The sequence below is a fragment of the Sodalis sp. (in: enterobacteria) genome, assembly GCF_051710625.1.
In the GTDB taxonomy this organism is placed as follows: domain Bacteria; phylum Pseudomonadota; class Gammaproteobacteria; order Enterobacterales; family Enterobacteriaceae; genus JBPESN01.
Window position 1 is genome coordinate 57,042 of record NZ_JBPESN010000003.1, and the last position, 22,021, is coordinate 79,062.

Below are 22,021 nucleotides of genomic sequence, written 5' to 3' on the forward strand. Positions count from 1 at the left end.
TGGAAAGCCAGGCACTACCTATGACAATGAAAGCGAGGAGAACATCGTGCTAGAAGATTATCGTAAGCACGTTGCCGAGCGTGCTGCACAGGGCATTGCCCCTAAGCCTCTCGATGCCGTACAAATGGCGGCGCTGGTTGAACTGTTGAAAACCCCGCCGGCGGGTGAAGAAGCCTATTTGCTGGATCTGTTGACCAATCGTGTCCCGCCAGGTGTGGACGAAGCGGCTTACGTTAAAGCAGGTTTCTTCGCGGCCGTTGCCAAGGGCGAGGTGCATTCACCGCTGCTGACGGCGGAAAAAGCCATTGAACTGCTGGGCACCATGCAAGGCAGCTACAACATTTCGCCGCTGGTGGACGTGCTGGATAATGCCGCGCTGGCGCCGCTCGCCGCGCGCGCGCTGAAGTCCATGCTGCTGATGTTCGACAATTTCTACGACGTGGAAGAAAAAGCCCGGGCCGGCAATGCGCATGCCCAAGAGGTCATGACGTCCTGGACCGAAGCGAAATGGTTCTTATCACGACCGGTGCTGGCGGAAAAAATGACCGTGACCGTATTCAAGGTCACCGGCGAAACCAATACCGATGACCTGTCGCCGGCGCCTGGTCGCGGCCGGATATTCCGCTGCATGCCCTGGCGATGCTGAAGAACGCCCGTGCCGGCATTATCCCCGATCAGCCCGGTAACCTTGGCCCCATTCAGCAGATCGAAGCGCTAAACGGCAAGGGTTTCCCGCTGGCCTACGTTGGCGATGTGGTGGGGACCGGTTCCTCGCGTAAATCCGCCACTAACTCGGTGCTGTGGTTCATGGGGGGGGTATTCCCTTTGTGCCTAACAAACGCGGCGGTGGGATAGTGCTGGGCAGCAAAATTGCGCCGATTTTCTTCAACACCATGGAAGATGCCGGCGCTCTGCCGATCGAAGTCGATGTTTCCGATTTGAATACGGGTGACGTCATCGATATCTATCCCTTCGCGGGGGAAATAGGTCATCATAACACCGGCGCGCTGCTGCGGGCCAATTTTGCCCTGAACCCTGAAAACGAACGTGCTGGTGGACGAAGTACGTGCCGGCGGCCGTATTCCGCTGATTATCGGTCGCGGTCAGACCGCGCGCGCGAATCACTGGGGCTTCCCCCCAGTACCATTTTCCGCCACGCGCGAGATGTTGCCGCCAGCGACAAAGGCTACACGCTGGCGCAGAAAATGGTCGGCTGCGCCTGCGGCGTAGCGGGCGTGCGTCCGGGACAATATTGCGAGCCGAAAATGACCTCGGTGGGATCCCAGGACACTACTGGCCCCATGACCCGCGATGAATTGAAAGATCTGGCGTGCCTGAGCTTTTCCGCTGACCTGATTATGCAGTCGTTCTGCCATACTGCTGCCTATCCGAAGCCGGTTGACGTGCAGACCCATCATACCCTGCCGGACTTCATCATGAATCGCGGCGGCGTCTCTCTGCGCCCGGGCGGCGGGATAATTCACTCTGGCTAAACCGCATGCTGCTGCCCGATACCGTAGGCACCGGCGGGGACTCCCACACTCGCTTCCCGATCGGCATCTCGTTCCCGGCAGGGTCCGGTCTGGTCGCCTTCGCCGCCGCCACCGGCCTGATGCCGCTGGACATGCCCGAATCGGTGCTTGTGCGTTTCAAAGATACCATGCAGCCGGGCATCACCCTGCGCGATTTGGTGCATGCGATTCCGTATTACGCCATCAAGCAGGAGCTGCTAACGGTCGAGAAAAAGGGTAAGATGAACATCTTCTCCGGCCGCATTCTGGAGATCGAAGGGCTGCCGGAGCTGAAAGTGGAACAGGCGTTTGAATTGGGCGACGCCTCGGCGGAGCGCTCTGGCGCGGGTTGTACCATAAGCTTGATCAGGCGCCGATTACCGAATATCTGAATTCCAATATCGTGCTGTTGAAATGGATGATTTTGGAAGGTTACAGCGATCGCCGCACGCTGGAACGGCGCGTTAAAGGCATGGAAAGCTGCCTGGCCAACCCCTCTCTTCTGGCGGCGGATGCGGATGCCGAATACGCCGCGGTCATCGAGATCGATCTGGCCGAGATCAACGAGCCTATTTTATGCGCGCCGAAAGATCCGGACGATGCACGTCTGCTGTCGGATGTCGCCGCCAGCAAAATCGATGAGGTCTTCATCGGCTCCTGCATGACGAATATCGGCCACTTCCGTGCCGCGGGCAAACTGCTGGACAGCCACAAGGGCCAGCTGCCGACCCGACTGTGGGTCGCGCCGCCGACCAAAATGGACGCCGCTCAGCTCACCGAGGAAGGTTACTATAGCGTATTTGGCAAGAACGGCGCTCGCATGGAAATCCCGTGCTGCTCGCTGTGCATGGGTAACCAGGCGCGGGTAACGGATGGTGCCACGTTGGTGTCTACCTCGACCCGTAACTTCCCCAACCGTCTGGGCAACGGCGCCGACGTATATCTTGCTTCCGCAGAGTTGGCGGCGGTCACCTCGCTGCTGAGCCGCTTGCCGACGGTAGAGGAGTATCTGCAGGCGATGGCGATGGTGGATCCGACGGCGGTAGATACTACCGTTACCTGAATTTCGACCGCCTCGGTGAATATACTGACAAAGCCGATCAGGTCATTTTCCAAACCGCGGTCTGGCGCGTCAGTTGTCGGCGGCAATCTCTGCCGAGCACTTCGGCTAACCCTCCACCGCCCGTCGTTGCTGACGGGCGTTTTTTTGTGGAGGGACGTGGCCCGCGATGTGCTGCGGCGCCAACGGTGGATTGTTCCCGCTATCAGGTTTTGTCTGACGAGGAAAAAGCGCGCAAACTCCCCTTATCTTCCACCGCCGTGTTTTGAACGGATGCGGCATCGCGCCCCTTGCGGGGTGGACGGCTACAATAAATTACGAATTCCTCCGCGATGTTACCGGCCAGGTGATTGTCAAATTCTCCATGGGCCATGAAGCCATCGGCCACTGGTTAAATGACGAGGTGAACGGCGATTTGGCTTTCGTAGCCGACGTTGAGCGACAGTTACATTGCCTGTCCAACTCCCTGCGTCAGTGGCAGCACATCGGCTATGAATTTACCCTGCTGCTTGACGCCGAAGAGGTGATGGTCCGCGCCAACGGCATGTCGGTGGCCTTTGACGCGCTGGAGGAGGGACTGAGTTATTACGATGAAGAAAGCCTGTCGCTGTCTGTGCAGCAGCGACGATTTTCTGCTGATGCTAAAAGCCGGTATCGCCAATTTATCCGAACCGGCGGATTGTAGTGGCACACTGAATTTGGCCACCTGAACAGAGGTGATATGCTCACCTCAGAACAACCCGGGTGCACCAATGAAAAGAAAAAATTTTAGTCCTGAATTCAAACGCGAATCCGCTCAACTGGTTGTCGAGCAAAATTACACCGCCGCGCCAGCAGCAGAAGCCATGGACGTCGGCCTTTCTACGATGACGAAATGGATAAAACAACTGCGTGATAAGCGACAGGGGAAAACGCCAAAAGCCTCTCCCATAACCCCGGAACAAATCGAAATACGTAAGCTCAAGAAGAAGGTACAACGCATTGAAATGAAAAACGAAATATTAAAAAATGCTACAGCGCTTTTGATGTCAGACTCCCTGAACAGTTCTCGTTAATCGGGAAACTCAGAGCGCATTATCCTGTGGCCACACTCTGCCAGGTGTTCAGGGTTCATCGCAGGCAGTTACAAATACTGGAAAAGTCGTCCTGACAAGCCGGACGGCAGGCGAACAGTATTGCGCAGTCAGGTTCATGAACTGCACAGTATCAGCCATGGTGCAGCTGGCGCGAGAAGTATCGCCACCATGGCAACCCAGAGAGGCTTCTGGATGGGGCGCTGGCTCGCAGGCAGGCTCATGAAAGAGCTGGGGCTGGTCAGTTGTCAGCAGCCGACGCACAGGTATAAGCGTGGCGGCAATGAACACGTTGAAATACCGAATTATCTTGAGCGCCAGTTCGCTGTAACGGAGCCAAACCAGGTATGGTGCGGCGATGTGACGTATATCTGGACCGGGAAACGCTGGGCATACCTTGCGGTTGTTCTTGATCCGTTCGCGAGGAAACCGGTGGGCTGGGCTATGTCGTTCTCCCCGGACAGCAGACTGACCATCAAAGCACTGGAAATGGCATGGGAAACGCGTGGTAAACCAGCCGGAGTGATGTTCCACAGCGATCAGGGTAGCCATATACGAGCAGGCAGTTCCGACAGTTGCTGTGGCGTTACCGGATCAAACAAAGCATGAGTCGGCGTGGTAACTGTTGGGATAACAGTCTGATGGAGCGCTTCTTCAGAAGTCTGAAAAATGAGTGGATACCGGTAACGGGCTACATAAGCTTCAGCGAAGCAGCTCATAAAATTACCGACTATATCGTGGGATATTACAGCGCACTCAGGCCGCATGAATATAACGGTGGGTTGCCACCAAACGAATCAGAAAATAGATATTTGGAAAACGCTAACGCGGTGGCCAGTTTTAGTTGACCACTACACGCTTGAACCCGGTGGTGTATATGGTTAGCGGTTTCCGCTATGGCTTCTTGGGCATCAGCGACGTGCCGCTTACCCTTGCGGTGCTGGTGGCTTTTGTCGTGGTGCTTTATCTGCTGCGCTGGACGCTTATCCAGCGCGGACGCGGCTTGCGCACCTAACCTGACGGGGCGGCGCGAGTGCCGCGACGAGGTGGCGTGTTGCGGCTTAAGCCTGTTTCAGCACATGCCGACCGGCTGGCCCGCCACAACAGCGAACGGGCGCTGGCGTAAATTCACCCACGGCCATTGGTACGGGAGACTCAGGCCATCTGTACCGGCAGCGCTTTGGCGGTGCGCTGCAGCTGATTGTGTTCGTCGAAATAGGCCACCCGCGGTGCGTGATGTTGCGCCTCTTCGTCCGGTATTTGCACATAGGCGCAAATAATCAATAAATCGCCGACGCAGGCGCAGCGTGCGGCTGCGCCGTTAACTGAGATGATGCGCGAGCCGCGCTCGGCGGCAATTGCGTAGGTGGAGAAACGCTGACCGTTGTCGACGTTATAAATATTAATCGCTTCATACTCCAGAATCCCCGCCGCATCCAGAAAGTCCCGATCGATAGCGCAGGAACCTTCGTAATGGAGATCCGCCCGGGTGATTGTGCACCCGGTGTAGCTTGCCTCGTAACATCGTGCGTTGCATGAGCTTAAGCCTTTTAACCGTTATGAAATGAGATCCACTTGCGCATTATCAATTAGCCGGGCCTTACCCAGCCAGGCGGTGAATAACACCACCGCGCGCCGACTGTCGACCGCCAACGGCTGCAAGGTCTGCGCGTCGCGAATGAGCAGCGTGTCCGGCCTGAGGCCGGCCTGAAGCAGTTGTTCCGTTGCTGAGGTCAGCAACCCATCGATGTGACGTTCGCCTTCGCGCAACTGCGCCACCAGCCGCATGAGCACCTGATTGAGCTGCGGCGCCAGACGGCGCTCCTCGGCGCTCAGATAACCGTTGCGCGAACTGAGCGCCAGCCCATCGGCGGCGCGCACCGTCGGTACGCCGATAATCTCGATATCATAGCTCATGTCGCGCACCAGTTGACGGATAAGCGCCAGTTGCTGGAAGTCCTTTTTGCCGAAGCAGGCCACGTCCGGCTGAACCAGATTAAACAGCTTGCTGACAATGGTGGCGACGCCGCGGAAATGGCCCGGCCGGCTTTCACCTTCCAGGATATTGGCGAAACGGGGCACATCGATAAAGGTCTGACTGGCGAGACCGTCGGGGTAGATTACCGCCGTCGCCGGCGCGAATACCATCTCCACGCCGCGCCTTGTTAGCTGTTCGCAGTCCTCCTGCAGCGTGCGCGGGTAGGCCGCCAGATCTTCCGGCCGGTCGAACTGCATCGGGTTGACGAACACGCTGACCACGACTTTATCCGCGCGGGCGCGCCCGGCGTCAATCAGCGCCATATGGCCTTCGTGTAAATTGCCCATGGTCGGGATCAGGGCGATACGCTTATGCTCCTGACGCCACTGTTTAACCGTCTGACGCAGCGTCGGCGGCGTTTCGATAATCAGCACGGGAGTCTCCTTCATTATTGAAAGCTATGTTCGGCCGCGGGAAACCGGCCGGTTTCCACCTCTTGCACGTAGCGGCGTACGGCGGCGGCAATATCCCCGCCTGCCGCCAGAAAATCTTTGGCGAAGGAGGGTACGCTATCGCCGGTGATGCCGAGCGCATCTTGCATGACCAGGATCTGGCCGTCGGTCACGCCGCCGGCACCAATGCCGATAACCGGAATGCTCAGCTCATGCGTTACGCGTTCCGCCAGCGCGACCGGTACGCATTCCAGCACCAGCAACTGGGCGCCGGCCTGTTCCAGCGCCTGCGCGTCGGCCAGTAGCTGTTCTGCGCCGGCCGCATCGCGCCCTTGAATTTTATAGCCGCCGAAGATATTCACCGATTGCGGGGTCAGGCCAAGATGGCCGCAGACGGGTACCGCCCGCGCGGTCAGACCGCTAACGGTATCGGCCAGCCATGCGCCGCCCTCAAGCTTGACCATATTGGCGCCCGCGCGCATCAGCGCTGCCGCATTGTCAAAGGCCTGTGCCGGCGTCGCGTAGCTCATGAACGGTAGATCGGCCAGCAGCAGGCACGAGGGCGCACCGCGCCGCACGCAGCGGGTATGATAAACCATATCCTCCAGGGTGACCGGCAGCGTCGAGTCATGGCCCTGCATGGTCATGCCCAGGGAATCGCCCACCAGCATCACCTTAATCCCCTGTTCGGCGAACAGGCGGGCAAATGAGGCGTCGTAAGCGGTAATGGAGACGAATTTGCGCTGTTGCTGTTTCCATTTGCGCAAATGATAAATCGTGGTCATGCTATGCAACCTCTGTGCCGCGGGAGCGTCCGCTGTCAGCTTAAAGAATGGCGGCTTATTTTAATGGAAGCTTTGCCGGGGGTATAGCGTTTATCGCACAAAACAAGGGGGACATTGACCGGACCCCGTCGCGGGCGCTATTACCCTGTCGGCCGGAGAGAGAAAGTGGGGGAGGCCCGAACATGCGTCCTTGGCATCCACCCCGATGGCCGGCGAAAACCTGCAACCCTTGGTCTGCATTCCGATGGCTGGCTAGTAAGGTCGGGCCGCGACGTGACCTCTGGCATGAGGCGAGAGAAGGCAGAGACCGCCGCACAGGCGTCATCGTGCTATGGCGTAAGCGTGCGTGCGGCAGCGCATCAGTCCTGGTGGTAACGATGCTCCTCATCCCAATAGGTGAGGCCGTTGCGTGGCACCTGACGCAGATGTTCAACCAGCGGGACGCCGTTGGGAAACTGAAGACCCGGGGCGAGCTCCGCGAGGGGATAGAGCATAAACTCGCGGTTGTGCATGTCGTAATGAGGTACCGTCAGGCGCGGGGTAGCGATAATGCGCTCGCCGAACAGCAAAATGTCCAGATCCAGCGTGCGTGGCCCAAAGCGATGGGCCTTGCGCGTACGTCCCTGGCGGAATTCGATCGCCTGGGTGTGATTGAGCAGCGTTTCCGGTGCCAGGGTGGTGTCCAGCGCCACTACGGCGTTAAGGAAATCCGGTTGATCCTGCGGGCCCAGCGGGTGACTGCGATAATAAGATGAGCAGGCGACCAACCGGGTTTGCGGCAGACTTGCCAGCGCCACGAGGGCGGCGCTTATCTGCTGTAGCGGTTCCGTTAGATTGCTGCCAAGAGCCAGCCAGACGCGCTCCATCAGGCGCTGTCGCGATTGGGCGCCCGTCGGCGTGGACGGCGCGGGCGAGAGCGGGTCGGACCCTCATCGCCCAGGGTGGTAAGCATATTCTTTTGCCGCGGCGGCGCGGCGACCTGGAACTCACCCCACCAGCGGCTAAGTCGCTGTAATTCAGCGTTCTTTTCGACTTCGGCGCGCAGCGTCAGCAAATCATAGGCGGCGCGGAACTTGGGATGTTCCATCAGCTTATGAGCGCGCTTGCCCTGGCGGCGCGATAGCCGCAGCTGCAGTTGCCACATATCCCGCATCAGGGCGGTTAAACGTTTCGGGATGGCCAGCGTTCGACATTGTTCGTCGAGGATGTCGTTCATCGCCAGAGAAAACGCGTCGAAATAGGACAGGCCGCTCTCTTGGGTCAGTTTCTGCGCCTGCTCCAGCAGCGGATACCACAAGATGGCGGCGAACAAGAAGGCCGGATTAACCCGCATATCGCTGCGCAAACGCTGATCGGTGTTGACCAGAACGCGGATGATCATCTGCTCCATATGGCTATCGCCGTGCTCAATAATGTTACGGCTCATCAGCGGAAACAGCGGCTGAAACAGCTGGTATTCACACAGCAGGCGGTAAGTAACCTCACTATAACCCGCCTGCAGCAGCTTGAGCGCTTCTTCAAATAACCGCGCGGGCGGAATGTCGTGCAGCAACGCCGCCAAACGGGGAATCGGTTCGGCGGTTTCGCGACTGATGGTCATGTCCAGCTTGGCGGCAAAGCGCACCGCGCGCAGCATGCGTACCGGATCTTCCCGGTAGCGGGTTTCCGGATCGCCAATCAGGCGAATGGTGCCTTCCTGTAAATCTTTGAGCCCGCCGGTATAGTCGCGCAGGGTGAAATCGGCTACGCTGTAATAAAGACTGTTCACGGAAAAGTCGCGGCGCTGGGCGTCTTCTTCAATGGAACCGAAAATGTTGTCGCGCAGCAGCATGCCGTTTTGCCCGGTCAGGGCCACCCCCGCCCTCGTCGCGCTTTTTTCCGGTTCCACCACCTGATGATGGCCGCGGAAGGTGGCGACTTCGATAATTTCAGGCCCGAACGTGACGTGAGCCAGCCGGAAACGGCGGCCGACCAGCCGGCAGTTGCGGAACAATTTACGCATCTGCTTTGGGGTCGCGCTGGTGGTGATGTCGAAGTCCTTAGGCTTTTTACCCAGCAGCAGATCGCGCACGCCGCCGCCGACCAGGTAGGCTTCGTATCCCGCTTTGTTCAGGCGGTAAAGGACTTTTAATGCGTTTTCACTGATCTCTTTACGGGAGATGGTGTGCTGGTCGCGCGGGATAATCGTCAAAGGGCGTCTATCCTCGGGTGCCGTTTCCACGCTTTCACGATTGAGCACCTTACGGCAGAAGTTGGCTACTCGGGTAAAAATAGTACACCTCAATAGTAACAAATAAACAGGAACAACCTAAAACCGCGGCTAATAATAGCCCACCCCGCTAAGTTTGAGAATGGGCGGGTGCGTTGTCTCTTACGGGGCGGGCGTGGCCGGCACGGCATCAAGCTGCCAGTGGTCCTACTGCCCAGTTTTAACATGCACTCAAGGCGCATAGCGCGCCACTGCGGCGGTAGCGGCTGATTTAACAACTGTAGCGCCTGCCCCAGCAGCGGCCGGGGGCGCTCATCGGCAGCGCCGGCGCGTGATTTTGTTTTGATAATTTTAGCCCTGACGGCGACAGCGCCAGAGGCAGATGAATATAGTAAGGTTCTTTATAACCTAATTGACGATAGAGCGCCAATTAGACGCACCGTTGGGGCATCATCCACCACCATTGCCAGATTATAGGCGAACAGCCCGTCGCGGCGGCGGATGATAAAATCTTCCTGCGCCAGCGCCGGGCTGGCCTCGATTCGGCCACGCAATTTATCGTGAAAATGAAACACCGGCGCTCTTTACCGCAGGCGGATAGCCGCACCTGCGGCGCTAAGGTGTCGATCACGGCAATGGCCGTCGTAGAGACCGCCTAGGCGCTGAATACGGCTGCAGGTGCAATCGCAATAATAACTGAGGCCGCGCCGGCACAGTGTCGCCACCGCGGTCAAATATGCCTCATGCCGCTGCGACTGATACATGACCTGCCCGTCCCAGTGCAGGCCATAATGGCGTAACTGGCGCAGCAGGGTATCGGCGGCGCCGAGGACTGCCCGTGGCGGGCCGATATCTTCGATACGCACCCGCCACGGGCCGCAACAGGCGCGCGCCTGCAAATAGCTGCCGAGGACGGCGACAAGAGAACCGAAATGAAGCGCGCTGGCCGGCGACGGAGCGAAGCGCCCGGTGTAGGGAACTGAGGCTGGCATGATGGTGATGAAGGTGTAACCGCGCAGCTACCGCGATGTCATGATTTTCCGTCACCAACACCGCAGTAAACCGGGCTCACTCTTACCCTGCCATCTGCTTTTCGCGAATTTCAGCTAGGGTTTTGCAGTCAATACACAAATCGGCGGTCGGCCGCGCTTCCAGGCGGCGAATACCGATTTCCACGCCACAGGATTCGCAGAAGCCAAAATCATTCTCTTCTACTTTCTTGAGGGTTTTCTCAATTTTCTTGATAAGTTTACGCTCCCGGTCACGGTTGCGCAGCTCAAGGCTGAACTCTTCTTCCTGTGCGGCACGGTCTACCGGGTCGGGGAAGTTGGCGGCCTCGTCCTGCATATGTGAGACAGTACGCCCGGCTTCATCTCTGAGCTGATTACGCCACGCTTCCAGAATGCGCTTGAAATGCAGAACCTGGGCTTCATTCATGTACTCTTCACCAGGCTTTTGCTGGTATGGTTCCACCCCGGCGATGGCGAGAATGCTCAAGGAGGATGTCTTACGGTTTTGCCCTTCTTGCATGGTGCTTCTCCTTCTAACACGCACTAGCGATCCCCAACGTGGGGGAAAAACAGGCCGCTATAAATAGCAAATGGCGTTAAGGTTGGCAATTATTCATAACGCCTACTTGACAAGGGTGTCCGGAAAGGCGTATTTGGCGCGACGGTAAACTTTGGAAAACTGACGCATTTTACGCCATCTTGCCGATAACCGCCCTATGAAATAATTATCGGCAGCGGAGTGTGGATCCACATGCCGTGCCGAGATAACTGACAACCATAGCACAGAACTTCTACGCCATACTGCTGAGCCTGTAATACCAGATCGACATAGTGGGGGTCAATGTGGCGGGCCGGCGACACCCGGTCGATACCTGAATGCAGCACGGCGAAAAACAGCACCGCACGATACCCCATTTTCGCCATTGCCTGTAATTCTCGTAAATGTTTTTGTCCGCGCACCGTGAACGCATCCGGGAAATAACCCGACTGGTGTTGCAATAACGTCACGGATTTCACCTCGATATAGCAGTCCGCGCGACCTTCTGCCGATAATAACCAATCTATCCTGCTGTTTCTCTGTGCCATATCGCACTTCGCCGCGAAGATGCGCATATTCGGCCAGCGCTGGAATCGTTCCAGCGCGTAGCGCCTCCCTTACCAGGGTATTGGCGCGCAGCGTATTAACACCTATCCATTGACCGCTGGCGGTCTCAGTTAGTTCCCAACTATAAGGATAACGTCGTTTGCGGTTATCCGAGGTGGAATACCACATGGTATCGCCAGGGGTAGCACAACCGGTCATGGCGCCGGTATTGGGGCAATGAAGGGTTAACGCTTCGCCGTCAGGGGTGACGACATCGGCAAGAAAACGTTTATAACGTTGTATCAGCCGGGCGGGTTTGAGAGCAGGCTCGAATAGCATAAAGCCTGCCTTCCTTATTGTAAACCATCGCGGTGGAGGGGCCAGTCCTGCACCAGCGTATAGCGCACGCGACCGTTGTCAAACGCCGATAGCCAGAGACCGAATCGGCTTACGTGGGTTGTCCAGCCCGGCGTATCCGGCGGAAGCGCTACCGGTTTGGTCGCCTGCCGCCAGAGGGTGATATGCGGGTGAAAAGGCAGCGAACTTTGATGGCAGCCGTTACGTGCCGCCCGGTCACGCAGCCATCCCGCCAGTTGTAGCAACTTGCGCGGCGGGCGACGGCAGCTGAGCCACACGACGCCTGCGCCCGAGCCAATAGCCGCAATCATCCAGACGCAGTGTGAAGGGCGGCTGCCGCAGAGGACCCGCTGCTGCGACGAGCGCCCGCTCCTGCGCGGCGCCGACGTTGCCTAAAAAGGCCAGCGTCAGATGCAGATTGTCCTGCGCGACGGGCCGGCCGGTTTCAGCGGAAAATTGCGCGGCGCGCCAGTCCACCATCTGATGGCGCAGCAGCCGCGGGCGGCAGCGTCAGGGCGAAAGACAACCGGCGCGGCGCGCTGGAGGCTTCGACGGATCGGAGGATGTGCGGTGCAGGCATAAACGGGTTCTTCATCAAGCGGCGGCGCCCCTGACGGCGTCAGGGGCGAAACCGATCATTGTTCCAGGATGCAGCGATGCTACAATGCCTGCCCTGGAATGTTAACCTATTCGCGGAGACGTTGTGGCGTTATTGCCGGTCAGTGCCGTAGTTGATGAAGTGCTCGCCGTCTTGCAAAGCGCCGCGCAGGTTATGCTGCATGCTCCAACCAACGCCGGCAAATCTACCTGGCTGCCGCTGGAGATTCTGCGCCGCGGTGGCCTGCCGGGGAAAGTGGTGATGCTGGAGCCTCGGCGGCTGGCGACTAAAAACGTCGCGCTCCGGCTGGCGGAGCAGTTGAGCGAGCGCCCGGGTCAGACGGTCGGCTATCGGATGCGCAATGAGAGCCGCTGCGGTCCGGCGACCCGGCTGGAGGTGGTCACCGAGGGCATTTTGACCCGTCAACTGCAGCAGGACCCGACGCTCGACGGCGTCTCGCTGGTGATCCTGGATGAATTTCACGAGCGCAGCCTGCAGGCGGATCTGGCGCTGGCATTATTGCTGGATGTGCAGCGCGGCCTGCGTGACGATCTGGTGGTGCTGATCATGTCCGCGACCCTGGATGACCGCCGGCTGAGCCAACTGTTGCCTGAGGCGCCGGTGATTCGCTTCGAAGAGCAGCTATCCGGTTGAGCGGCGCTATCAGGCGCTGCCGGCCCAGACGCGACCGGAGGAGGCGATCGCCGGTGCGGTGCAGCAACTCCTGCGGCAACAGCCCGGTTCGCTGCAGCTGTTTCTGCCCGGCGTGGCGGAAATCAACCGGGTGCAGGGGCTGCTCGGCGAGCATGTGGTGGCGGACGTCATGCTGTGCCCGCTCTACGGCACGCTGCCTCTGGAGGCCCAACAGCGCGCCATCCATCCCGCCCCTGCGGACCATCGCAAAGTGGTGCTGGCTACCAATCGCCGAAACCAGCCTGACCATTGAGGGCATCCGCCTGGTAGTGGACAGCGGTCTGGAGCGGGTGGCGGAGTTCGACCCGCACAGCGGGCTGTCGCGTTTGATTACCCGGCGCATCAGTCAGGCGTCGATGGCGCAGCGCGCGGGGCGGGCGGCTGTCTGCGGGCGTGTGCCTGCACCTGTTCAGCCAGGAGCAGGGGGGGCGCCGGAGCATCACGCGCCGGAAATCACCTACGCCGATTTGGCCCCATTCTGGCTGGAACTGCTGCAATGGGGCGTGTGAGAGAGCGGGCAGCTGACCTGGCTGGACGCCCCGCCCCGGCGCTGGTGGCGGCGGTTGATACGCTGACCCGGTTGGGGGCTGTCGACGCCCGCCAGAACCTGACGCCTGCCGGCCGCGTCATGGCAGGCTCCGGCTGCGATCCGCGCCTGGGGGCGATGCTGTACCACGCCGGCGAAGAGGCCGATGCCGTCGCCACCACCGCGCTGCTGGCGGCCATGATCGAGGAGCCGCCCAAGAGCGGCTCGCCGGATATCCGTGACCACTTCCACCGCCCGTTGCCGCACTGGACGGCGCGCGCGCGTCAATTGCGTAGTCGACGTGGAGGCGGCGAGGTCCGGCCGTCCCTCGATCTGGCCTCTTTGCTACTGGCCAGGGGCTTTCGCGATCGCATCGCCCGCCGCCGCGACGCCGATGGACGCTACCAGCTTGCCAGCAGTGCCGGGGCAGCGCTGGCGCCGGACGACGCGTTGAGCGCACAGGAGTAGCTGATAGCACAGCTCAGGCAGAGTCCGGACGCCCGTATCCGTCTGGCGCTGCCACTGGATATCATCAGGCTGGCCGCTGCCTGGGACGCCTGGTTCAGCCGCACCACCGCCATGCAATGGGATCAGGACAAAGGCAGCCTGCGGGTCGTACAGCGCGAACGCTTGGGACGCCTGGTGTTGCGTGAACAACCGCAGGCCCGGCCATCGGATGCGGTAATGGCGCAGGCAATGCTCGACTGGATTGAAGAGCTGGGGCTGGGCGTGCTGACCTGAGAGCGCGAGGCCTTGCGCGCATCAATCTCGCCGAAGCGCTGCTACGGCTACTTGACTGGCCATTGCGACAACGGCTGGATAGTCAGCTGCCCAGCTACTACACTGCGCCCACCAGCCGCTGCAGATAACCCGTGATTTGGCGGCTCTTTGGCGCGGCGCCTATCGCGAAGTGCAAAAAGAGATAAAAGGCCGCTATCCAAAACACCCCTGGCTGGACGATCCGGCGCAGGCGTTGCCCACCCGGCGCACCCGTAGGCCGCAATAACGGGAAATTTAGAGGTTTCCGCTCCCGGCCCGGCCGGAGCGGAAACAGAGTAGACGGTTTAGCCGTCGGCAGTTGGGAGAGTAATAGACGATGGTCTGGGGGCGACCGTAAACCTATCGGACGTCATGGACGACCGTCAGGCTGCAAGGCTCCGCGTAAGGCCGCACCACGCGGCCGGCGGGATGATGATTATGACCGCTGGCAGGATGATGACGAAGACGAAGAGGAGTGCCTGATGCCGCCACGTAAGGGAAGGGAAGGCTCGCCGCGGAAAAAACGCCGGCTGCTGGGCTGGCTTATTCGCATCCTGCTGTTGCTGGTAGTCGTTATCGCGATCTATGGCGTCTATTTGGATGCGCAGGTCCGTCACCGCATTGATGGCAAAGTCTGGCAACTCCCGGCGGCGGTCTATGGTCGCATGGTGAGCCTGGAGCCGGGCATGTCCTACAGCCGCAGCGACATGGCGACGTTGCTGGAAGGCATGCAGTACCGCGAAGTGTCGCGTATTACCCGGCCGGGCGAATTTACCGTACGCGGCAACAGCATCAATCTGCTGCGCCGGCCTTTCGATTTCCCGGACGGCAAGGAGGGCCAGATCCACGCCCGCATGACCTTTGCCAAAAACCAGCTGCTGGAAATCAAGAACCAGGACACCGGGCGCAATTTTGGTTTCTTCCGCCTCGATCCGCGGTTGATTACCATGTTGCAATCGTCGAAGGGTGAGCAGCGGCTGTTCGTGCCGCGCGCCGGTTTTCCGGACCTGCTGGTGGATACTCTGATTGCCACCGAGGACCGGCATTTCTACCAACATGATGGTATCAGCCTCTCCTCCATCGGCCGCGCCTTCCTGGCCAATATCACCGCCGGACGCGCGGTGCAGGGCGGAAGCACGCTGACGCAGCAGTTGGTAAAAAACCTGTTTTTGACCAATGAACGCTCGCTATGGCGCAAGGCCAATGAAGCCTATATGGCGCTGATCGTCGACTATCGCTACAGCAAGGACCGCATCCTGGAGCTGTATCTGAACGAGGTGTATCTCAGCCAGAGCGGTAGCGATCAAATCCGCGGTTTCCCGTTGGCCAGCCTGTATTATTTCGGCCGGCCGGTGGATGAGCTCAGTCTCGATCAGCAGGCGATGCTGGTAGGGACGGTGAAAGGGGCGTCGCTGTATAATCCCTGGCGCAATCCTAAACTGGCGCTGGAACGGCGCAATCTGGTGCTGAAACTGCTGGAGAAACAACAGGTTATCGACGACGAGCTGTACAATATGCTGAGCGCCCGCCCGCTGGGGGTACAGCCGCGCGGCGGGGTATTGACGCCCCAGCCGGCCTTCATGCAAATGGTGCGCGAAGAGCTGCAAAGCAAGATGGGCGATAAAATTAACGATCTGTCCGGCGTCAAGATTTTCACCACGCTGGATCCGCTGTCGCAGGATGCGGCGGAAAAAGCGGTTGAAGTCAGCGTCCCCGCCCTGCGCGCCGGCCATGGCGTGAAAGATCTGGAGGCCGCCATGGTGGTGGTCGACCGGTTCAGCGGTGAAGTGCGCGCCATGGTAGGCGGCGCGGAGGCGCAGTTTGCCGGTTTCAATCGCGCGATGCAGGCGCGGCGGTCGGTGGGATCGCTGGCGAAACCAACCACCTATCTGACCGCCCTGAGCGAGCCGGATAAATATCGGCTCAACACCTGGATAGCCGATGAACCAATTACCCTGAAGCAGCCAAACGGCAGCCTGTGGTCGCCCAAAAACTACGATCGGCAATTCCGCGGCAAGGTCATGTTGGTGGATGCCTTGACCAATTCGCTTAACGTGCCGACGGTCAATCTCGGTCTGTCGGTGGGGCTTGATCGTATTACCTCCACCCTGGTCAAGCTGGGCATCCCCTCTTCGGTATTAAACCCGGTGCCGTCAATGCTGCTTGGCGCCATAAGCCTGACGCCAATGGAAGTGGCGCAGGAATTTCAGACCATCGCCAGCGGCGGCAACCACGCCACACTGTCAGCGGTGCGATCGGTGATAGGGGAGGACGGTGCCGTGCTGTACCAAAGCTTCCCCCAGGCAGAGCGGGTCGTACCCGCACAGGCGGCGTATCTTACGCTGTATGCGATGCAGCAGGTTGTGGTGCGCGGCACATCGCGCTCGCTGTCGGTGAAATTCCCGTCTTCACATCTGGCGGCGAAAACCGGGACCACCAATGATTTGCGCGATAGCTGGTTCGCCGGTATTGACGGCAAAGAGGTCTCCATCGCCTGGGTCGGGCGCGATAATAACGGTCCCGCCAAGTTGACCGGCGCCAACGGCGCATTGACCCTGTATCGCCGTTATCTGGAAAACCAGGCGCCGTTGACGCTGAACTTGACGCCGCCGGAGGGTATTAGTCAGATGTCCATCGACTACGCGGGGAATTTTGTCTGCAACGGCGGCAGCGCGATGAGCACATTGCCGGTATGGACCGACGACCCTCAGTCGCTGTGCCAGCCGGCCCAGACGCAGGTGCAACAGCAGCCTGACGCCGCCGCGCTGGCGGGACAGCCGCAGCAAAACCTGCCGTCGCAGGATGAACAAAAAGACAGTAACGGTGTGGCGAATTGGATTCGGGAAATGTTCGGTAAATAACTCGCAAACGCGGGCGGCGCGCGGGCCTCATTCTGGACGTTTGGTGTCGCTGCCGTGCGGCTCAAGGGTATAGACCGACAGCACCACCCAGGAGAAGGCGGCGAAGAATTGCCCCAGGCGAGCAAAACTTCCCGCATCCTGAGCAAATACCGATGAGCTGTCCACCAGATTGGTCAGCAGGAACACCAGGTCCTGCCGCGGCGTATCGGTCTTCAACTGTCCCTGCTGCAAGCATACTCCACCGCTTGGCCAATCACGTCCTGCATGTGGGGTGGCAATCATTTCTGGACTCTTAAGTTAAACGATGGGTTAGTCGGAAGCGCTTTAACGGCGCGCCTTACAGAGATTCTACAGATTCTGGACTCGTCGCAAAAAAATGGACAAAAAATGATTTTTTTGCACTAAATTCTGGACTCGAATGACTGTGGTTTGAGCAGATTTAAAGGTAGTTTAAACGCCTTTTGGGCATCCATTAGATATATGTAAATTAAGTTAAAAAATTTTAGTACATTATAAAAATAATGAAATGAGATAGATAATGGCCTAATCTTTATTTAGGGCGATCCACTTTTCTTACAGTTTAAGCTTGCCACATCTTCTACTGCACACTTTTCAGATACCGCCCCTTTTTTAGCTTCGCGTAGGGCTATCAGACGTTCTTTTCCTTCTTTTGGAAGTTGGAGTAACAGACTATCTAATTCATCTTTACGTCCTGACAACGCCAATACACCCTTTGCCCCTTCTTGCAAAAGCAGGCTTATTAATGTCTCTAAATCTTTTTTATTCAGGGAGTTATAAATTATATGTCAAGTAGCTTCTAAAGGATCCTCCATTAGGCTTTCCTCGTTAATCGACTGAATCTCGCTAGTTGAGGCCACTTCGTTTTGAGTGCATGATGAAGCAAATGCAAGCCAGTCCAGGCTGACGTGTTCCTTATATGCAATGCCCTGCACCACTGTAAAAGTGTAGTGGCACACTGAATTTGGCCACCTGAACAGAGGTGATATGCTCACCTCAAAACAACACGGGTGCACCAATGAAAAGAAAAAATTTTAGTCCTGAATTCAAACGCGAATCCGCTCAACTGGTTGTCGACCAAAATTACACCGCCGCGCCAGCAGCAAAAGCCATGGACGTCGGCCTTTCTACGATGACGAAATAGATAAAAGAACTACGTGATGAGCGACAGGGGAAAACGCCAAAAGCCTCTCCCATAACCCCGGAACAAATCGAAATACGTAAGCTCAAGAAGAAGGTACAACGCATTGAAATGGAAAACGAAATATTAAAAAAGGTTACAGCGCTCTTGATGTCAGACTCCCTGAACAGTTCTCGTTAATCGGGAAACTCAGAGCGCATTATCCTGTGGCCACACTCTGCCACGTGTTCAGGGTTCATCGCAGGCAGTTACAAATACTGGAAAAGTCGTCCTGACAGGCCAGACGGCAGGCGAACGGTATTGCGCAGTCAGGTTCATGAACTGCACAGTATCAGCCATGGTGTAGCTGGCGCGAGAAGTATCGCCACCATGGCAACCCAGAGAGGCTTCCGCATGGGGCGCTGGCTCGCAGGCAGGCTCATGAAAGAGCTGGGGCTGGTCAGTTGTCAGCAGCCGACGCACAGGTATAAGCGTGGCGGTCAGGAGCATGTTGCGATCCCGAATTATCTTGAGCGCCAGTTCGCTGTAACGGAGCCAAACCAGGTATGGTGCGGCGATGTGACGTATCTCTGGACCGGGAAACGCTGGGCATACCTTGCGGTTGTTCTTGAATCTGTTCGCGAGGAAACCGCTGGGCTGGGCCTATGTCGTTCTCCCCGGACAGCAGACTGACCATCAAAGCACTGGAAATGGCATGGGAACCGCGTGGTAAACCAGCCGGAGTGATGTTCCACAGCGATCAGGGTAGCCACTATACGAGCAGGCAGTTCCGACAGTTGCTGTGGCGTTACCGGATCAAATAAAGCATGAGTCGGCGTGGTAACTGTTGGGATAACAGTCCGATGGAGCACTTCTTCAGAAGTCTGAAGAACGAGTGGATACCGGTAACGGGCTACATAAGCTTCAGCGAAGCAGCTCATGAAATTACCGACTATATCGTGGGATATTACAGCGCACTCAGGCTGCATGAATATAACGGTGGGTTGCCACCAAACAAATCAGAAAATAAGATACTGGAAAAACACTAACGCAATGGCCAGTTTTAGTTGACCACTACAGTTCAGAGTTTGTGCCATAGCCGCAGCAAGACCGCCTCCCTCATTGGGGCAGGCCGCCGTTCGTCAGGGTCAAAACTCTTGGTTAAAACGTCGCGTCATGATTGATTGCTGTTCCCTCTACCCTGTGGCTCTTTCATCGCCTTTTGCTTCATTTCCCTTTTCATCCATTTTTTTATTTCCTTATTTTCGTTGTCTCAACAACCTTTATTACATTATTTCGTTGCCATATTACCCCATTGTCCCGTTGCAGCTCCGGCATCATTGCGAATGTAAAAGTAATCAAAAATAAATAAATAAATAAATTTCAATTTTATTTATTGAAATTTTTATTGTGCGCTTACTGAAGTTAACGCTAATGGGTTACGGGTAAAGTAACGCTTGGAGTGTTCATCGCGAGCGTCACCAGACCTTAAGCGCCACGACGCCCGGGCGCCAAGGTGCGCCTCGGGAGGATTTGCCCTTTCCGGCAAAACGGCACCGTGCCGCTTCATAATGTGTTTGGCCCCTGCGGTCCAGAATAGTTTTATTGATCTTGGCTGAGTCGTGAAGTCGACAATGTTAAAAAGGAACCGATATGAATATTTATCTCGACAGCGGCGACAGTGCCGCCGTTGAACACGTATCACGTAGTCTGCCTATCGCCGGCGTCACCATTAATCCCACTATTATCGCCAGCGGTAAACAGTCCCCCCTGGCGCAGTTGCGTTCGGTTATCGGTCCGGTTAAACCCCTTTTTGCCCAGGTGCTGCCGCAAACGGCGGATGACATCGTTCTGGAAGCGCGCGCGCTGTATGACCGGGATCGCGCTACGGTGGTCAAAATACCGGTTACCCGCGAAGGTGTCGCGGCCATTGGCATGCTGCGCGGTAGCGGTATCCCGACGTTGGGTACCGCCGTCTATGCGCCGATGCAAGGTCTGCTGGCGGCACTGGCGGGAGCGGCCTATGTCGCCCCGTATGTCAACCGGATAGATGCCCAGGGCGGCAGCGGCCTGCAATGTATCCGCGAACTGCAATCGTTGCTGAGTCAACATGCGCCGACTGTCAGGCGTTGGCAGCCAGTTTCAAATCACCGCAGCAGGTATTGGATTGTATGCTGGCTGGTTGCGGGCACGTGACGGTCGCGGTCAACCTCGCCGAGCAATTACTGCAAAGCCCGTCTGTTGAGGCCGCGCTCGCACAATTCAGACGGGAATGGGCACAGGCCTTCGGCCGGCAGATGGTGTTCGGGCCGCAACACTAGCGCCCTACTGCCGCTACTATGTAAAGGCTGATGTCCGCGCGCCGGGTTATTGGCTAAACGTATGGTGGCAAACGCGCCTTTTGTCCATTGCGGCATGTCCGAGAACGGCGCCGCCATCGACAAGGGCGCCCAGCGCCTCGGATGGCCGCAGCGGCGTTACGCCGCACGGCCGCGCGAGTGGTCAGCCGACGCCCGCCTGATGTAAATCGTGCATATTGGTGGCGCCCACCAAATTACCTTCGGCATCGATCACCGGCGCGGCGGTGATTTGCTGCTGATGCATCACCTCCAGCGCAGCGCCGGCGCGCCAATCGGGCGGCAGCCGATAGCCGGGGGTAGTCATCGCTTCAGCGATCGGTGCAGTTAACGCCCGTCCTTTCACTAGCCAGCGCCGGAGATCGCCGTCGGTAAACACGCCGACTACGCGGTCCGCCGGTCCACAGATAGCGGTAAGCCCGAGTCCGGTCCGGCTAAGCTCAAATATCGCATCCATCACCGTCCCCTGGGTGGTAATGCGGGGGACCCGGTCGCCGCGGCGCATCACATGATGCACGCGGTTGAGCAATTTGGCGCCCAGGCTGCCGCCGGGATGGGAACGGGCGAACTGTTCGGGCCCGAAACCCCGCTGGCGCATTAGCGCCATCGCCAGCGCATCGCCCATCATCAGCGTATTCACCGTACTGGACGTCGGCGCCAGCCCCATTGGACAGGCTTCGCGCCCGACGCGAATGTTAAGCACACAGGCGGCGGCCTGGACCAGCGGCGAGGACAGATTGCCGGTCAGCGCAATCACCGGGATTTGGCTCTCTGCCAGCACCGGTAAGAGCGTATCCAGCTCGCGCGCGCGGCCGGAATAGGAAATAAACACCACCACATCGCGGGCGTCAATCATGCCCAAATCCCCGTGTAGTGCCTCGGCCGGGTGGACAAAAAAAGCCGGCGTACCGGTACTGGCCAGCGACGCGGCAATTTTTTTACCGATATGCCCTGATTTGCCCATGCCGGCGACAATGACTTTCCCTTCGCAAGCCAGCAGCAAGCGGCAGGCGGTGACAATACTGCCGTCAAGGCGATCGCGCATCCGCTGCGCCTCCCTGATTTCAATGTCCAGCGTCTCACGCGCAAAGGACAATAAGGCTTCATCACTCATTTTGATTATCCACCACGATGACCTCGATGCCGCTGTCGTGCAGCGCCTGTAGCGTGTCCGGCGGGATACCCGCTGTCGGTTATCGGGATTGTCCACCGCGTCAAGCGCACAGACCAACATTGGGGCTTTTACGGCCGAATTTCGACGAGTCCACCAGCAAAATACGCTCTCGGGCCGCCCGGCACATCGCCTGGCTCACCGCGTGCAGTTCATTGAAAGTGGTCACGCCGGCGGTCAAATCGACGCCGTCGGCGCCAATGAACAGTTTATCGAAATTGAAATGGGAAAACGCCGCTGCCGCCAGCCTGCCGTGGAAAGAAGCGGAATTTTTGCGATCGGGGGGGGGGGGGGGGGGGGGGGGGGGGGGGGGGGGGGGGGGGGGGGGGGGGGGGGGGGGGGGGGGGGGGGGGGGGGGGGGGGGGGGGGGGGGGGGGGGGGGGGGGGGGGGGGGGGGGG

Annotated in this window: 13 protein-coding genes and 12 pseudogenes; 11 read left to right on the forward strand and 14 right to left on the reverse strand. The window is 58.3% G+C overall.

The features are described 5' to 3' along the window. Nucleotides 1–46 precede the first annotated feature (46 nt). The 7 genes and pseudogenes from ACTBDU_RS01950 to ACTBDU_RS01980 form a co-directional block, all read left to right on the forward strand. Complete coding sequence (locus ACTBDU_RS01950; protein ID WP_438805370.1) at nucleotides 47–646, forward strand: hypothetical protein; 600 nt, start codon at nucleotides 47–49, stop codon at nucleotides 644–646. Further along, nucleotides 640–1,493: pseudogene (locus ACTBDU_RS01955) on the forward strand (hypothetical protein). The gene ACTBDU_RS01950 and the pseudogene ACTBDU_RS01955 overlap by 7 nt, the downstream one beginning before the upstream one ends. 5 nt (nucleotides 1,494–1,498) lie before the next feature. Then, on the forward strand, nucleotides 1,499–1,903 hold the full coding sequence (locus ACTBDU_RS01960) for a hypothetical protein (protein WP_438805371.1): 405 nt from the start codon (nucleotides 1,499–1,501) through the stop codon (nucleotides 1,901–1,903). Next, entirely contained in the window at nucleotides 1,861–2,574 is a 714-nt protein-coding gene (locus ACTBDU_RS01965; protein WP_438805372.1) for an aconitase family protein, read from the forward strand. The genes ACTBDU_RS01960 and ACTBDU_RS01965 overlap by 43 nt, the downstream gene beginning before the upstream one ends. A 307-nt stretch (nucleotides 2,575–2,881) precedes the next feature. After that, nucleotides 2,882–3,256 (forward strand): YacL family protein, encoded by a 375-nt coding sequence (locus ACTBDU_RS01970; protein ID WP_438805394.1) that lies wholly within the window; start codon nucleotides 2,882–2,884, stop codon nucleotides 3,254–3,256. Between the two features lie 67 nt (nucleotides 3,257–3,323). Beyond that, nucleotides 3,324–4,492: pseudogene (locus ACTBDU_RS01975) on the forward strand (IS3 family transposase). A 5-nt stretch (nucleotides 4,493–4,497) separates the two neighbouring features. After that, nucleotides 4,498–4,659 (forward strand): annotated as a pseudogene (locus ACTBDU_RS01980) (ABC transporter permease); the annotation flags it as partial. Between the two features lie 140 nt (nucleotides 4,660–4,799). Here ACTBDU_RS01980 and panD read toward each other — a convergent pair. From panD to thpR, 9 genes and pseudogenes are all read right to left on the reverse strand, one after another. Beyond that, a pseudogene (gene panD / locus ACTBDU_RS01985) lies at nucleotides 4,800–5,181 on the reverse strand (aspartate 1-decarboxylase). 20 nt (nucleotides 5,182–5,201) lie between these two features. Continuing rightward, entirely contained in the window at nucleotides 5,202–6,056 is an 855-nt protein-coding gene (panC, locus tag ACTBDU_RS01990) for a pantoate--beta-alanine ligase (RefSeq protein ID WP_438805395.1), read from the reverse strand. 14 nt (nucleotides 6,057–6,070) lie between these two features. After that, nucleotides 6,071–6,859, reverse strand: a complete 789-nt coding sequence (panB, locus tag ACTBDU_RS01995) for a 3-methyl-2-oxobutanoate hydroxymethyltransferase (RefSeq protein WP_438805373.1) — start codon at nucleotides 6,857–6,859, stop codon at nucleotides 6,071–6,073. A 359-nt stretch (nucleotides 6,860–7,218) separates the two neighbouring features. Then, entirely contained in the window at nucleotides 7,219–7,725 is a 507-nt protein-coding gene (gene folK / locus ACTBDU_RS02000) for a 2-amino-4-hydroxy-6-hydroxymethyldihydropteridine diphosphokinase (RefSeq protein WP_438805374.1), read from the reverse strand. Continuing rightward, on the reverse strand, nucleotides 7,725–9,131 hold the full coding sequence (gene pcnB, locus ACTBDU_RS02005; protein ID WP_438805396.1) for a polynucleotide adenylyltransferase PcnB: 1,407 nt from the start codon (nucleotides 9,129–9,131) through the stop codon (nucleotides 7,725–7,727). Before pcnB ends, folK begins: the two co-directional genes overlap by 1 nt. 99 nt (nucleotides 9,132–9,230) lie before the next feature. Continuing rightward, a pseudogene (gluQRS, locus tag ACTBDU_RS02010) lies at nucleotides 9,231–10,060 on the reverse strand (tRNA glutamyl-Q(34) synthetase GluQRS). Between the two features lie 82 nt (nucleotides 10,061–10,142). Then, nucleotides 10,143–10,598: an RNA polymerase-binding protein DksA gene (dksA, locus tag ACTBDU_RS02015; RefSeq protein ID WP_438805375.1), complete on the reverse strand. Its 456-nt coding sequence runs from the start codon at nucleotides 10,596–10,598 to the stop codon at nucleotides 10,143–10,145. A gap of 194 nt (nucleotides 10,599–10,792) precedes the next feature. Further along, nucleotides 10,793–11,501, reverse strand: a pseudogene (gene sfsA / locus ACTBDU_RS02020) (DNA/RNA nuclease SfsA). Nucleotides 11,502–11,515: 14 nt separating this feature from the next. After that, nucleotides 11,516–12,099 (reverse strand): annotated as a pseudogene (gene thpR / locus ACTBDU_RS02025) (RNA 2',3'-cyclic phosphodiesterase). A gap of 123 nt (nucleotides 12,100–12,222) precedes the next feature. Here thpR and hrpB point away from each other — a divergent pair. Continuing rightward, nucleotides 12,223–14,342: pseudogene (gene hrpB / locus ACTBDU_RS02030) on the forward strand (ATP-dependent helicase HrpB). A gap of 91 nt (nucleotides 14,343–14,433) precedes the next feature. Then, nucleotides 14,434–16,956, forward strand: a pseudogene (gene mrcB / locus ACTBDU_RS02035) (bifunctional glycosyl transferase/transpeptidase); the annotation flags it as partial. Between the two features lie 27 nt (nucleotides 16,957–16,983). On the opposite strand, the gene ACTBDU_RS02040 reads toward mrcB, so the two are convergent. The 3 genes from ACTBDU_RS02040 to ACTBDU_RS02050 form a co-directional block, all read right to left on the reverse strand. Then, a complete protein-coding gene (locus ACTBDU_RS02040) occupies nucleotides 16,984–17,172 on the reverse strand; it encodes a hypothetical protein (protein ID WP_438805376.1) in 189 nt (62 codons plus the stop codon). Between the two features lie 338 nt (nucleotides 17,173–17,510). Further along, a complete protein-coding gene (locus ACTBDU_RS02045; RefSeq protein ID WP_438805377.1) occupies nucleotides 17,511–17,705 on the reverse strand; it encodes a hypothetical protein in 195 nt (64 codons plus the stop codon). A gap of 57 nt (nucleotides 17,706–17,762) precedes the next feature. Further along, complete coding sequence (locus ACTBDU_RS02050) at nucleotides 17,763–17,933, reverse strand: hypothetical protein (protein WP_438805378.1); 171 nt, start codon at nucleotides 17,931–17,933, stop codon at nucleotides 17,763–17,765. Between the two features lie 59 nt (nucleotides 17,934–17,992). On the opposite strand from ACTBDU_RS02050, the pseudogene ACTBDU_RS02055 reads away from it, so the two are divergent. Beyond that, nucleotides 17,993–19,165 (forward strand): annotated as a pseudogene (locus ACTBDU_RS02055) (IS3 family transposase). A gap of 582 nt (nucleotides 19,166–19,747) precedes the next feature. After that, nucleotides 19,748–20,415 (forward strand): annotated as a pseudogene (locus ACTBDU_RS02060) (transaldolase family protein). A 181-nt stretch (nucleotides 20,416–20,596) separates the two neighbouring features. Here ACTBDU_RS02060 and gutQ read toward each other — a convergent pair. After that, a complete protein-coding gene (gene gutQ / locus ACTBDU_RS02065) occupies nucleotides 20,597–21,565 on the reverse strand; it encodes an arabinose-5-phosphate isomerase GutQ (RefSeq protein ID WP_438805379.1) in 969 nt (322 codons plus the stop codon). Then, nucleotides 21,558–21,899: pseudogene (srlR, locus tag ACTBDU_RS02070) on the reverse strand (glucitol operon DNA-binding transcriptional repressor SrlR); the annotation flags it as partial. The pseudogene srlR and the gene gutQ, both read right to left, overlap by 8 nt. Nucleotides 21,900–22,021: the final 122 nt, after the last annotated feature.

Bases quoted from the DNA above. Each gene is read 5' to 3' on its own strand.
- ACTBDU_RS01960 (WP_438805371.1), top strand. From the start codon at position 1,499: ATGCTGCTGCCCGATACCGTAGGCACCGGCGGGGACTCCCACACTCGC.
- panB (WP_438805373.1), bottom strand. From the start codon at position 6,859: ATGACCACGATTTATCATTTGCGCAAATGGAAACAGCAACAGCGCAAA.
- folK (WP_438805374.1), bottom strand. From the start codon at position 7,725: ATGGAGCGCGTCTGGCTGGCTCTTGGCAGCAATCTAACGGAACCGCTA.
- dksA (WP_438805375.1), bottom strand. From the start codon at position 10,598: ATGCAAGAAGGGCAAAACCGTAAGACATCCTCCTTGAGCATTCTCGCC.
- gutQ (WP_438805379.1), bottom strand. From the start codon at position 21,565: ATGAGTGATGAAGCCTTATTGTCCTTTGCGCGTGAGACGCTGGACATT.